Raw genomic sequence first — 13,425 nt, 5'->3', positions numbered from 1 at the left:
AAAATATGGAATTAATCGATATAATAAAACCGGAAAATCTGGTATACGATAAACCGGCATTGATGAACGACAATCCCATGCACTATTGCCCGGGATGCAGCCATGGCGTGATTCATAAACTGATAGCTGAGGTGATTGAAGATATGGGCATGGAAGAAAAGACCCTTGGAGTATCTCCTGTGGGATGTGCCGTATTTGCTTACAATTATCTGAATATCGACTGGGTAGAAGCCGCACACGGACGTGCTCCGGCTGTTGCCACAGCTTTAAAACGCCTGAACAAGGATAAGATGGTCTTTACATACCAGGGAGATGGTGACCTGGCCGCCATTGGAACAGCCGAAACAATACATGCTGCCAACAGGGGCGAAAATATCGTAATTGTCTTTGTAAACAATGCCATTTATGGTATGACAGGAGGCCAGATGGCTCCTACTACACTTGAAAATATGCCTACCGCTACCTGCCCTTACGGACGGGATACGGAACTGCATGGCCACCCACTGAAGATATCGAACATACTTGCATTGCTGGAAGGTACCTGCTATGTTACCCGCCAAAGTGTACAAACCGCTGCTGCCGTAAGGAAAGCAAAGAAATCGCTCCGTAAAGCGTTTGAAAATTCCATGGCCGGAAAAGGAACCTCTGTTGTAGAATTTGTTTCTACCTGCTCTTCCGGATGGAAAATGACTCCCGCACAATCCAATACCTGGATGGAACAAAACATGTTCCCGTTCTATCCGCTGGGCGATATAAAGAATGTTGAATAATAACAGATGAAGAAATGAAACAGGAAATTATTATAGCCGGTTTTGGCGGACAAGGTGTATTGTCTATGGGTAAGATATTGGCATACTCAGGCCTGATGGAAGGGAAAGAAGTAAGCTGGATGCCTTCTTATGGTCCGGAACAACGCGGAGGAACTGCGAATGTAACGGTAATCCTGAGCGACGATCCCATCAGTTCTCCCATCTTAAACCAATATGACATTGCTATTATATTGAATCAACCTTCACTGGATAAGTTTGAAAGCAAAGTAAAACCCGGAGGAATTTTGATTTATGACGGATACGGAATTCACGGTAAAGTCAAACGTACGGATATTAACGTATACCGGATTGATGCGATGGATGCCGCCACAGAACTGAAGAACGAGAAAGTATTCAATATGCTGATCCTGGGTGGTCTATTAAAAGTAGAACCTATGGTAACATTAGAGAGTGTTCTTCTGGGATTGAAAAAATCACTTCCCGAGCGCCACCACAAACTGCTTCCCGTAAACGAAGCCGCCATAAAAAAAGGAATGGAGATCATCCAAAAGGTATAAATGTGTAACCCTTACCGGATAACGATGTCGCGGATAACGTTTGACCCGGCATAATCGTTCAGGCTTTTCATCAGCTTTTCACGATTCAGGATTAGTTCATTACGCAATACGGAAGAGGTAAGGGATACATATAGTACGCCATTTTTCACATAAAGATTACGTGTATATTGTTTGATCATGGGGCCCAAGACTTCGCCCCATGCACGTTGTATCCGGATTTCGAGTACTTGCTTGTGTAGTTCGGCATTATCCGCCAGAAAGTCTTTTAATACTTCGCCAATGCTTTGTGTGTTTCGCCTTCTCATATTTTTTCCATCGCTTGTACCTGCCCTTGCTCTACCTGGAACAACGCATAATCGTGCTTCATGGCCGATAATATCTCATCGAGGTATTTACGGTTTGTATCTGTAATAAATATCTGTCCAAAGGTATTTCCACTCACTAATTGAATGATCTGCTCTACCCGATTGGCATCCAGCTTATCAAAAATATCATCCAGCAATAACATCGGAGTCGTTTGTCCTTTCTGCAGGAGGAATGCAAACTGTGCCAGCTTTAGAGCAATCAGGTAGGTTTTGTTTTGCCCTTGCGAACCTACGCGGCGAATTAACGAGTGGCTCAAGGTCATCTCTAACTCGTCTTTATGGATACCGACAGAGGTATACCCCAAAATACTGTCGCGTTCCCTGTTCTGGGCAAGCATTTCCTGCAAAGATGCTTTTTCAAGTGGAGAAATATAGCGTAAACCGACCTCTTCGGACGACTGGCAGATGATTTGATAATAATTATTGAAGATAGGGGTAAGTTCTTCAGCCAGAAGCAATCTTTTTTCGTAAATCGACTTGCCGTACATATCCAACTGCATTTCCAGCACCTCGTATAAAGAATTGTCCTTCGACTGGTTTTTCAGCAGGATATTCCGTTGCGTCAACGCCTTATTATATTGTATTAAAGCATGCAGGTATTGGCTATCATGCTGAGAAATAATCAAGTCGAGAAAACGGCGTCGTTCGTCACTCCCCCCCTGTATCAGGTTAGAATCTGCTGGCGACACCATGACAAGAGGCAGCAAGCCAATATGTTCCGACAGCTTATCGTACTCTTTCTTATTGCGTTTGAACTGTTTTCGCTGCCTGCGGCGGATGGCACAAAAAATCTCTTCTTCCCTCCCCTCGTAATCATACTCACCCTGTATCACACACATATCTTCGGTAGTATATATGATCTGATTGTCGGGGGTATTGATATGACTCTTACAAAATGAAAGGTAGTATATAGCATCCAGCAAATTGGTTTTCCCCATGCCGTTATTGCCGAAAAAACAATTCATTTTATGAGAAAAGGCTATTTCAGCCTGCTGTATATTCTTGTAGTTGAGAACAGAAAGTTTATTCAGTATCATCCATGCCAGATTAATTGTACAAATTTAAAAAATATACTTTGAAGTGTAGATTATATCAGTAAAAAAAACTATTTTTGCGCTTTGAATTGCAGAATGCAATTTTTTTGATGTAAATTAATAAACGTATAAATATATTATGGCTACTAAAGAAAAGAGCAAAGAACTAGAGGTTGGCGAAATTGTTTCCAGGTCAGAACAGTTTTTGGAAAAACATCAAAAAAATATTATTTACGGGATTATTGCCGTAATACTTGTTGTCGGAGCCGTTTTGGGAATCAGACATGGTTATCTAATTCCTAAAGAAAAGAAAGCTGCGGCTGCCCTATTCAAGGGTGAACAATATTTTGCAAAAGATTCTTTTGCGCTTGCACTCAATGGTAATGGAGCTGACTATATCGGCTTTGAATCCATCATGGATGATTTCGGAAGCACAAAATCAGGTAACCTGGCCAAAGCCTATGCAGGAGTTTGCTACTTCAAACTGGGTGAAAATGATAAAGCCATGAAATTATTGAAATCATTCAACGGAAAAGATAATATGATTTCACCTGCTCTTACCGGCTTGATAGGTGACTGCTATGTAAATGCAGGTAATATAAAAGAAGGTATAAACTATTTTGAAAAAGCAGCTAAAGCGGCCAACAATCCGGTTATCAGCCCTCTTTATCTGAAAAAAGCAGGTGTTGCTTATGAAGAACTGAAGCAATACAAAGATGCTGAAAAAGCATATACCAGCATTAAAGAAAAATACAACAACTCAATGGAAGCATCCGATATAGATAAATATATCACACGCGCATCTGAGTTAGCAAACAAATAATATTTCACATTATATAAATGTAACAAGGATGCTCCTTAAAAAGCATCCTTTTATTTTCTATCAGCTATGGCTACAGCATATCAAAATTTATCAGATTACGATTTCAACAGTGTTCCGGAGGCTTCCGACATGTGCATAGGGATCGTTGTATCCGAATGGAATAAAAACATAACTGAAAAGTTATTGGAAGGTGCCTGTAACACCTTGGAGAAACATGGCGTTAAACAAGAAAACATCATCGTTAAACGCGTACCCGGAAGTTTTGAGCTCGTTTTCGGTGCCCGGAAACTGGCAGAAAATCAAGAATTAGATGCTGCCATCATTTTAGGATGTGTTGTACAGGGAGAAACTCCACATTTTGATTATGTGTGTTCCGGCGTAACACAAGGTATTACCGAATTGAACCTCATGTATGATATACCATTCATCTTCGGTCTATTAACCACCAGCACTATGGAGCAGGCAGAAGACAGAGCCGGAGGAAAATATGGCAACAAAGGGGATGAAGCAGCAATTACTGCAATAAAAATGATTGATTTTTCTTGCAATTTATAAAATTATTCCTACCTTTGCACACGAAATAATTGGGGCAGTTACCAGAGTGGCCAAATGGGGCTGACTGTAACTCAGCTGGCTTACGCCTACGGTGGTTCGAATCCATCACTGCCCACAATAATTTGCGGAAGTAGCTCAGTTGATAGAGCATTAGCCTTCCAAGCTGAGGGTCGCGGGTTTGAGCCCCGTCTTCCGCTCTTAAAAAAAGAGATAGCCGTTTGGTTATCTCTTTTTATTTATTATTTTTGTGTGCTCGAACACATATCTAACACATTATAATAGCATGAAAACGTATTTCAAACTATCACTGCTTTTTGTTTTATTCCTTACAGCTTGCCAACCTAATGACGGATGGCAAAAGTTATTCAACGGAAAAGACCTGACAGGTTTTAAACAACTGAATGGAGAAGCTCCTTATCGCGTAGAAGACGGATGTATTATCGGTACATCTGTTAGCGGACAGCCTAACAGTTTCCTGGCTACTGAAAAGGATTTTGGGGATTTTATTCTCGAATTTGAAACACTTTGTGATCCGACATTAAACTCCGGCGTACAGTTCCGTAGTCTGAGTAAAGCGGATTATAATAATGGACGCGTACATGGATACCAAGCTGAAATAGACCCCTCAGACAGAGCCTGGAGCGGTGGTATTTACGACGAAGCACGCAAGGGATGGCTGGTAACACTAGCGGATAATGAAGCAGGCCGTGCTGCCTACAAAAAAGACGACTGGAACAAATATCGCATAGAAGCCATCGGAGATAACATCAGAATATGGCTAAACGGTGTTAATACGGCTAACCTATATGATAATGAAACACTCAGTGGATTTATCGCTTTCCAGGTACACGGAATAGGAAATAACAAGGAACAGGAGGGAAAAGAGATCAAGTGGCGCAATATCCGTATAAAGACTGAGAATCTGGAAGTCGAACGGATGCAAGGCGCTTTGGCTCCTGAAGTGAACCGTATCCCCAACAAACTTACAAGTCAGGAAAAAACAGATGGTTGGAAGCTGATGTTTGACGGAAAATCAACAGACGGATGGAGAGGAGCCCATAAAGAAACATTCCCCGAACACGGCTGGAAAATAGAAAACGGCGAATTAATTGTACTTAAAGCCGGAGGTGGAGAATCTACAAATGGTGGTGACATCGTATATGGCGAAGAAGAGTTCGCCGCCTTTGAACTGTCGTTGGAATTTAAAATCACTGAAGGAGCCAATAGTGGAATCAAATATTTTGTAACAGAAATGGAAAAACAAAAAGGATCCGCTTATGGCTTGGAATATCAGATTTTAGATGATAGCAGGCACCCCGATGCCAAACTATACACCTCATTCCCCGGATCACGTACCCTTGCGAGTCTATATGACCTGATACCGGCAAAAAACAAACGCTTTAACGGAATCGGACAGTGGAATCTGGCTGTAGTTAAAGTATATCCCAACAATCACGTAGAGCATTGGTTGAACGGCTTTAAAACACTTGAATACGAACGTGGAACCGACGCATACCGTGAGTTGGTGAAAGGAAGTAAATATGCCGCCAAGTCGTATAATGATCCCATTCTGTTCGGAGAAGCTCCTAAAGGACGTATTCTATTACAGGATCACGGAGATGAAGTAGCTTTTCGAAGTATAAAAATCAGAGAACTAAAATAACGAAGCAATTCATAAAAAGCAAAAGTCCGGTCCTTTGGCCGGGCTTTTTTTGTCAAAAATCGCCAAATCTGTTTACTTTTTCCGTTTTTCATAATTACTTGATGTATATCAAGACCAATTATAATATCAATAATCTATCTTTGCATCCGAAAACACCAAGTTTTCATAGTTAAGGTTTGGGAGTGTCAGTGCTTGTGAAAGTACTGGCGCTTTTTTTTCATCCCATTACAATCCACATATCAAAGGAAATAGCCCTGTTGTCAAAAAGATTTGATAGTTTCGTTTTCATATTCGATATTTGCTTTCAGTAATGTAACTACATAATAGGAAGAAAGTATATATCATGTTGATATGAAAAAGAGAACTCCCCAATATTTGATTGTTGTAGTCTTTTGGATTGCAATTGCCTGTCTGATTAGATTCGGATATAATGGAAGCGATTCATTTTATCTGAAATTACTGAATTTCGGAGTTTTCACGCTTGGTTCCATTCTGGTAACCCTTCCGTTCAGCAACAAGCTTTTTATCCCAACATTGAGTCATCATAAGACTGTATCTTTCTTAGTGAAGTTTGTTTTGATGAGTTTATTTCTGACTATTTTTTACACCTTAATATCCGAGTTGTTTCATTATTTGAATATCGAAGGTTTCTTTACAATGAAAGAATTCGATTCGGGACAAAATCATATACTCTCAAAAATGTTAGCAGGTCTTCCTGGTACCATGTCTGCCAGTTTCATGTTATGTGCTATCTTATTATATTACGAGTATTCCGATTTACAGAAAAATCACCTGGAATCACAATTACAGATATTACATGCACAAATCAATCCGCATTTCATGTTTAATGTATTGAACTATATTTATGTCTTAATGCAAAAAGATGTAGAACTGGCTTCCGAACTGTTATTAAAATATTCCGACACACTGCGCTACCAACTATATAGTGGGCAAAAGGAATATGTGAAGTTGGAACAGGAAGTCCAGTTTCTCAAAAATTTCATTGATGTGGAAAAATTTCGATGGGAAGACAAACTGGATGTAAGTTGTAACTGGCAAATAGAATCCGGAAATATTAATATCCCTCCCCTACTGTTTATTCCATTTATTGAAAACGCTTTTAAGCATGTGGCGCGTTCTAAAGAAGAGAAAGGATATATCCATATATTACTGGAACAGAAGAAAAAGGTTATCTCTCTTAAAGTTGAAAATTCAGTATCCAGCCCTTCTGTAAAGAAAGAGAAAGAGAGTGGTATTGGATTGAAAAACGTAAAAAAACGACTAAAAATACTGTACGGAGAGCGCTATTTGCTGAATACTAAGGAAACTGACAATGTTTATTTTTCGCAACTAACTATTTTTATTTAATATGAATACAGAAGAAATCAAATATAAAAAGTCCCACCCCTTGAGATGTCTGGTTGTAGATGATGAATCGTTTGCTATTGAAGGTATCCTAAACTATATTCAGAAATTGGATTTTCTGGAAGCAACTGCTACCTGCTCTTCTGCCCTCGAAGCAACCAATGTGTTGAAAGAAACCGAGATCGATCTTATGTTTCTCGATATTAACATGCCAGAGCTCACAGGGGTGGAGTTTTTGGAATCGCTGGACAAAGCGCCTCTGACAATTATCACAACAGCCTACTCCGAGTATGCACTGGAGGGTTTTCGCCTCAATGTTGTTGATTATCTGTTGAAACCTATCGGTTTTCAGCGTTTTTTTCAAGCTACACAAAAGGCTTTGGAGATGTATCGCTCTAATCATATGTTGAAAAATGAGGGGAATACCGCCTCTGAAATGTATATAAAGCAGAATGATTCATTTGTAAAGATCGTTTGGGAAGATATCCTTTTTGTTGAATCTATGCAAAATTACTTAAAACTACACTTTAAAGATAAACAATACGTTATACATCAAACGATGGCTTCTCTGGAAGAGATTTTACCTAAAGATGCCTTTTTCCGTATTCACAAATCATACTTGGTTAATATATCCCATATTGATATGGTAAGCGGAGGAAGAGTTTTTGTTGGAGATATAGAACTGCCCCTTTCCAAACACAGGAAAGAGGAATTGTTTAACAGTGTTATATCTCAAAAATTAATTAACAAGTAAATGTAGAAAAGATGAAAGAACAAGCTATTTTAGAAACTGACAAATTAACGAGCCGGAACAATCCATTTTGGAGATATAATGATGTTTTGGGACTTGCAGAAATAGATAGCCTTTCTATTGATGAAGTGGAAAAAATTGGGAAACCTTACTCATTATCCGAATCGAATAAAATAGGTTTGATATGGGTAACGAAAGGAGAATGCACAATTGTTGTAGATGAAGTTTCTTATTCACTTCAAAAACAAAATTTATTTCTTATACCTTCTTCCGAATATCTGACTTTTTATTCCTGCAGTTCAGATTTTGAAGCCAAGGCATTTATAGCCGAAAAGACCTTTATGGACGAATGTGTCACGAATAAGCAAATAATATCTTTCTTTAATTACCTGCTAATTAAACGTGTTTTGCAAACAAAGCTGACATCTTCCGAAACGGACATCCTTAATAAGAATTTCAACGATATTAAAGATAAAATCAAGGCAACAACACATTCTTTCTACAATGAATTGGTGTGCACCTCTTTTACATCTTTATTACTGGAGCTTTCACATATTCTGAATAATGTGGAAGAAAATCAGGTATTCCGTAAATTTACACGAAAAGAAGAGTTATTCTACAGATTTATAAACCTGCTTTCCGATCATTATAAAGAACAACATGAGGTAGCTTTTTATGCTGAAAAGCTATTTGTAACTCCACAATACCTGACGTTGATTATTAAAAAACTAACAGGAAAAACAACTAACAAATGGATTGATGAAAGCCTGATTCTGGAAGCTCGGAAACTGCTAAAAACAACTCAGACCACCATTCAGCAGATTGCCGACCAACTAAACTTTTCAGACCAGTCTACATTCGGTAAATTCTTCAAAAAGTATCATGGAGTTTCGCCTGTAGAATATAGAAAACTTCAATACACTCCACAGGCTGTATAATGTCCCTATAATCATAAAGAGGGACTTTTCTCAAAGTCCCTCTTTATAGGTTTTAATAGGTATTAGTCTTTAAGGCAAAAAGATTGTTTAGGTTATCTGCTTACAAAGATGCTCGAATAAATGATATTGGGCAAATAAAAAAAGATATTTTACAACATATTTTTTAGTTTTTGGTAATTTGTTTGCAGCTTGTTTCGTTTTTTAACACTTGTGCCGAATTAGATATAATAGAAAAATGACAGATTTTCCTTCTTTTAAAAACAATTTGCAACTAAAAACGTACTTCTATAAATATTTCGTTAAAAACACTCCTAAATTCAAGATTACTGAGAGTTACGAAATGCGCAAAATAATGTTAATTGAACCTGTTGAATTTCCAATATCCCCAATCAATGGATGATTCCATTTCTTTTTGCACATCATTCGAGAAGGATGGAAAAAAATCAATTCCTGTCACTTTTTCTACGCTGTCTACTGTTACAGCCACTTGCTTCATCGAGCGATTTTTGTATTCTCTGTTCTCTACCAGAAATGCGATAGCTCGCGGTTTGTCATCTTCCATTGAGCAAACCACTTTATAGAACATCCGGGGAACTCCTACTTTATTCTCTCCTAAGCGTTCCATATCATCTTCTATTACAGGGCCTGAGACAATCAATACAGCACTATAGTGGGTGGCCCATTTCCGGCTTTGTTTTTCCAGGTCATTCCAAAGTCCGGCATTTAGGTCTCTGTTTTGCGGGCAGATGTTGCTGAAATAGAAGGAAGCCTGCATTCCTTCAACAGACCACCTCATATCGCCGGCGGGTACCAGATGTCCACGATCATAGCCTGAGCGGCGGTAATCTCTGTCGGTAGCTGTAGCTCCTTTCACTTTGGGATCCGGGAAAAACTGGTTGGTGCGTCCTACTTCGTTGCTTCTCACTTCATCGGCTGTTAGTTCATAAGCAACCCAGTTGGCTATTTTAAAATCGGCATTATATGAAAGCGTAAATCCGTCGTGATTGATAATCTGTTCCTTCCTGTTGTTTTGCAAACGAGGAATCTCCGCCCCTTCCGGATAAGACATCTTGTCTGCCGGAGCAAAACATGCTACCAAAAATGATATTCCTCCGACCAAACAGGCTATAATTGCTGATAAATAAGTCTTTATTTTTCTCTTTCCTTTTGTCATAACTGATTGAGATCTCTATATGTCCTGCAAAAATAGAAAAAATTAGTTATCTTTGAGGATTAATATAGCAAGCCGTTTTTCTAATATGGAGCTTATACTTCCTAACAAACTGAATGCAAACTCGCCTGTCATCCTGGATACTGACATATTAGTGGTTATCGGGGCTAATGGTGCGGGAAAAAGCTCGTTCGGCAAAGATATGCTGGAGCGCTATAACGGGAAAGCAGAATACATTTCCGGCATGCATTCTTTGTTTCTGACAACACAAAACGATCAGTTGATAGAAACAGTAGAGCTCAACCATTTACAGGATATCATTGCTAAGCGTCTTTTTACGCCTCGTCTTTCTGCTTATGAGCGGTTGATCCTTCAATTGCAGAAAGAAGAGTTTGACGTTGCCGTGGATTATAAGGAAGCTTGCAAGGTAACGCCTGATTTACCTCCTCCGACTACTAAAATAGATCAGATACAGCTTATTTGGGAAAAAATGTTCCCTCAAAACTGTCTGATACGCAAATCCGGTTTCATAGAAATCACATCTTCCAGCAGAAAAGGGGAAGTTTATACTCCTGAGCGGATGAGCGACGGCGAAAAAGTGGTATTCTACCTCATTGGCGCTATTTTATGTGCCAAACCCGAGGCATTGCTCATTATAGAAGAGCCGGAAGTATTACTACACGACTCCATCAAAAGCGTACTTTGGAACGAGATAGAAGCCATGCGTCCGGACTGTACGTTTGTCTATCTCACACACGATATTCATTTTGCCACATCACGGGAAGGAAGCAACTGCCTGTGGATCCGCTCTTATAATGGAGACGAGCATATATGGGACTATGAATTTATCGAGAGTAACGACAGCTTCCCGGAAGAATTATATATCGAATTGCTGGGCAGCCGCAAACCTATTCTGTTTATCGAAGGAACAGACACAAACAGTATAGATTACCGCTTATACCCGCTGATCTTCCCCGACTACATGGTAAAGCCAATGGGTGGTTGCCAGAAAGTAATCGAGACAACCAAGGCTTTCCGCCAGTTGAACGATTTTCATTTGCTGGACTCGATGGGTATTGTGGATCGCGACCGCCGGACACAAAATGAAATAGACTATCTGTATGATCAACGTATCTACGTGCCGGACGTAGCCGAAGTAGAGAACCTTCTGATGCTTGAGCCTGTTATCAAAACGGTAGCCCGACGGATGATGAAAGATCCTGAAACCGTGTTCGCGCAGGTAAAAGAAAACGTGATCCGATTGTTTGAAAAAGATCTGGAAAGCCAGGTGATGCTGCATGCCAAGCATCGTGTACGCAAAAAGCTGGAAACAGCTTTAAACCGTAAAATAGCAACTATTGAAGAGCTGGCAGAGCATGTAGATAGCCTGCGCGACTCTATTCATGTACACGACATATATATAGGTATTAAAGAAAAATTCCTACAATACGTCGATTCATACAATTATGAGAAGGTACTTCTCGTTTATAACCAAAAGGGAATTTTACCGCAAAGCCAGTTGTGCAAAATTTGCGGGATAAGTAACAAGGAAAGCTATCTGAATCTGGTACTGTCTATTCTGAAAGAAAACCAGGTAGATGCTGAAATAATCCGCTCAACGATTAAAGAATCGTTGGGGGTATAAAGAAAACAAAACGATATATGCGTACACCATTCCTTCAATATTTATACTTGCAGAAGCCTGTAACGATGGCTATTATAATCTGCGCCATTTCCGTTTTGCCCTGGATTGGCTTGTGGGACTTTTCTGCAAACGAATCCCGTGAGGCAGGCATAGCGGCTTCCATACTTGAAACCGGAAACTGTGTGCTTCCTACGGATGCCGAGGGCGAATTGGCATACACTCCGCCCATGCTCCACTGGCTGATAGCCGCTTTCTCTCTTCCGCAAGGGCATGTGTCCGAGTTTACAGCCCGTCTCCCGTCTGCTCTGGCACTAATTGTTTTGATAGGTTTCACCTTGTTCTTTTTTGGCGAGCGGATTAAGTTTCAGGAGGCATTCATTTGCACTTTTTTGTTGCTCACCTGTATTGAGGTTCACAAAGCGGGGATGATTGCCGGCACCGACATGCTATTCACAGCCTTTATCGTGATAGCGCTATATATGTTGTATCGATGGGAGAATAAGTTGGAGTTGAAAGGTTTGCCCATTAGTATTCCGATACTGATAGGATGTGCTGTACTGACAAAAGGACTGACAGGTATTCTTCTTCCCTTGCTTGTCTTTGGGGTTTATCTGGTTATCTTGAAAAAACACCGGACGCTCACCATTATAAAGGCCTTGATATATGCAGGTGTAGCTTCCTCATTCCTACCATTAATATGGTATGCTGCCGTTTGGAGACAAGCGGGAGATCAATTCTTCAATGTATTGTTTGTTGAAAGCTCGGAACATGTGCATGGTATATGGTATTACTTTGGGGCATTGCTCGGCGGATTTATGCCTTGGACACTCTTCTTTTTCTTCTCTCTGTTCGGGCTAAAACTGCGTTGGCCTCAGAAGTTTAACATACGGTCGTTGGATAAAATCAAAATGTTCAGTCTGGTAGCTCTGGTCTGTATCTTCTTCTTTTATTTCATTCCGTCCGGCAAGAAAAGTGCTTTCCTCCTACCCGCCTACCCTTTCATCGCTGTGTTCCTGGCGCAGTACACAATCTATATTACCGAGTACCGAATGCTTGTAACACGTATATTTGTCGGTTTTCTGAGCCTTATAACGTTGGTTATCCTCACTACATTTGTACTGACGATCACCCATGTGATCGATCCGGTAAGCATTACGGCTCAGTTTACAAGTAATCCGCTTATATTAAATAATGCTACTTTGGTAAAGTCGGCCGTACAGTCGCCGGATCTGATTACAACAGGTATTGTTCTGATCGTATTGGCAGCTTTGGTTACTGTGATCTATCAGATGTTCAAGAAGATCAACCTGAAGATGCTTTATGCCACCATATTTCTGGCCTTCGCGGTCAATCTGATGGTTGACGGCATATTTATTCGCAACATCAAGTCGGTTGAAACCTCAAACTACTCTTTTACCACCAGCACTTCTATTTCCACCAATCCGTTCTTGGGCAATGTTTTTACGGCAACGGCCGAACGTGCCGGGAAACTGCCTTCAAACTGAGAAGCATACACCTCATTCATGGCGGCGAAGTCTGCCATGTCGGCTAAGAATACGGTCGTTTTCACTACGTCATTAATGCTACATCCTGCCGCTTTCAAGATAGCATGGATGTTCTTAAACACCTGGACTGATTGTTCCTTCACGCCACCTTCTACAAAGTTACCCGTTGCCGGATCGATGCCTAATTGTCCGGACATAAATAACATGTTACCTACTTGCACAGCCTGGCTGTACGGTCCGATTGCTGCCGGAGCATCAGTTGTTGATATTACTTTCTTCATAA

The 13,425-nt window shown here is 40.2% G+C and carries 14 protein-coding genes and 2 tRNA genes; 12 read left to right on the top strand and 4 right to left on the bottom strand.

All coding sequences use genetic code 11. The annotated features are described in order from the left end of the window. Positions 1-5: 5 nt before the first annotated feature. Positions 6-770: a thiamine pyrophosphate-dependent enzyme gene (locus tag M2470_RS00480; protein ID WP_280743267.1), complete on the top strand. Its 765-nt coding sequence runs from the start codon at positions 6-8 to the stop codon at positions 768-770. Positions 771-784: 14 nt separating this feature from the next. After that, on the top strand, positions 785-1,327 hold the full coding sequence (locus tag M2470_RS00475) for a 2-oxoacid:acceptor oxidoreductase family protein (RefSeq protein ID WP_280743268.1): 543 nt from the start codon (positions 785-787) through the stop codon (positions 1,325-1,327). A gap of 11 nt (positions 1,328-1,338) precedes the next feature. Here M2470_RS00475 and M2470_RS00470 read toward each other — a convergent pair whose 3' ends face one another. Together M2470_RS00470 and recF are read right to left on the bottom strand one after the other, a co-directional pair. Beyond that, positions 1,339-1,632 (bottom strand): DUF721 domain-containing protein, encoded by a 294-nt coding sequence (locus tag M2470_RS00470; RefSeq protein ID WP_280743269.1) that lies wholly within the window; start codon positions 1,630-1,632, stop codon positions 1,339-1,341. Beyond that, complete coding sequence (gene recF, locus M2470_RS00465) at positions 1,629-2,729, bottom strand: DNA replication and repair protein RecF (RefSeq protein ID WP_280743270.1); 1,101 nt, start codon at positions 2,727-2,729, stop codon at positions 1,629-1,631. The genes M2470_RS00470 and recF overlap by 4 nt, the downstream gene beginning before the upstream one ends. Before the next feature lie 136 nt (positions 2,730-2,865). Between recF and M2470_RS00460 the strand changes: the two genes are divergently transcribed. The 8 genes from M2470_RS00460 (at position 2,866) to M2470_RS00425 (ending at position 8,821) form a co-directional block, all read left to right on the top strand. Further along, on the top strand, positions 2,866-3,549 hold the full coding sequence (locus tag M2470_RS00460; protein ID WP_280743271.1) for a tetratricopeptide repeat protein: 684 nt from the start codon (positions 2,866-2,868) through the stop codon (positions 3,547-3,549). A 66-nt stretch (positions 3,550-3,615) separates the two neighbouring features. Beyond that, positions 3,616-4,104: a 6,7-dimethyl-8-ribityllumazine synthase gene (gene ribH / locus M2470_RS00455; RefSeq protein WP_280743272.1), complete on the top strand. Its 489-nt coding sequence runs from the start codon at positions 3,616-3,618 to the stop codon at positions 4,102-4,104. A gap of 32 nt (positions 4,105-4,136) precedes the next feature. After that, positions 4,137-4,219 (top strand) — tRNA-Tyr (locus tag M2470_RS00450). A gap of 9 nt (positions 4,220-4,228) precedes the next feature. After that, a tRNA-Gly gene (locus M2470_RS00445) sits at positions 4,229-4,301 on the top strand. An 86-nt stretch (positions 4,302-4,387) separates the two neighbouring features. Next, complete coding sequence (locus tag M2470_RS00440) at positions 4,388-5,767, top strand: DUF1080 domain-containing protein (protein WP_280743273.1); 1,380 nt, start codon at positions 4,388-4,390, stop codon at positions 5,765-5,767. Between the two features lie 351 nt (positions 5,768-6,118). Continuing rightward, entirely contained in the window at positions 6,119-7,135 is a 1,017-nt protein-coding gene (locus M2470_RS00435; RefSeq protein WP_280743274.1) for a histidine kinase, read from the top strand. 1 nt (position 7,136) lies between these two features. After that, on the top strand, positions 7,137-7,886 hold the full coding sequence (locus tag M2470_RS00430) for a LytTR family DNA-binding domain-containing protein (RefSeq protein WP_280743275.1): 750 nt from the start codon (positions 7,137-7,139) through the stop codon (positions 7,884-7,886). An 11-nt stretch (positions 7,887-7,897) separates the two neighbouring features. Next, on the top strand, positions 7,898-8,821 hold the full coding sequence (locus tag M2470_RS00425; RefSeq protein ID WP_280743276.1) for an AraC family transcriptional regulator: 924 nt from the start codon (positions 7,898-7,900) through the stop codon (positions 8,819-8,821). A gap of 355 nt (positions 8,822-9,176) precedes the next feature. On the opposite strand, the gene M2470_RS00420 is transcribed toward M2470_RS00425, so the two are convergent. Further along, positions 9,177-9,995 carry a DNA/RNA non-specific endonuclease gene (locus tag M2470_RS00420; RefSeq protein ID WP_280743277.1) on the bottom strand — a complete coding sequence of 273 codons (819 nt, stop codon included), beginning with the start codon at positions 9,993-9,995 and terminating at the stop codon, positions 9,177-9,179. An 85-nt stretch (positions 9,996-10,080) separates the two neighbouring features. Between M2470_RS00420 and M2470_RS00415 the strand changes: the two genes are divergently transcribed. Both M2470_RS00415 and M2470_RS00410 read left to right on the top strand, forming a co-directional pair. Further along, on the top strand, positions 10,081-11,637 hold the full coding sequence (locus M2470_RS00415) for a DUF4435 domain-containing protein (protein ID WP_280743359.1): 1,557 nt from the start codon (positions 10,081-10,083) through the stop codon (positions 11,635-11,637). A 17-nt stretch (positions 11,638-11,654) separates the two neighbouring features. After that, entirely contained in the window at positions 11,655-13,142 is a 1,488-nt protein-coding gene (locus M2470_RS00410; RefSeq protein WP_280743278.1) for a glycosyltransferase family 39 protein, read from the top strand. On the opposite strand, the gene M2470_RS00405 is transcribed toward M2470_RS00410, so the two are convergent. Then, positions 13,043-13,423 carry a RidA family protein gene (locus tag M2470_RS00405; RefSeq protein ID WP_280743279.1) on the bottom strand — a complete coding sequence of 127 codons (381 nt, stop codon included), beginning with the start codon at positions 13,421-13,423 and terminating at the stop codon, positions 13,043-13,045. The genes M2470_RS00410 and M2470_RS00405 overlap by 100 nt on opposite strands. Between the last annotated feature and the right edge of the window lie 2 nt (positions 13,424-13,425).

It is taken from the genome of Parabacteroides sp. PH5-46 (genome assembly GCF_029892785.1).
In the GTDB taxonomy this organism is placed as follows: domain Bacteria; phylum Bacteroidota; class Bacteroidia; order Bacteroidales; family Tannerellaceae; genus DFXE01.
Note: the sequence above shows the minus strand (reverse complement) of the source record. Positions and strands in the feature narration are given on the sequence as shown.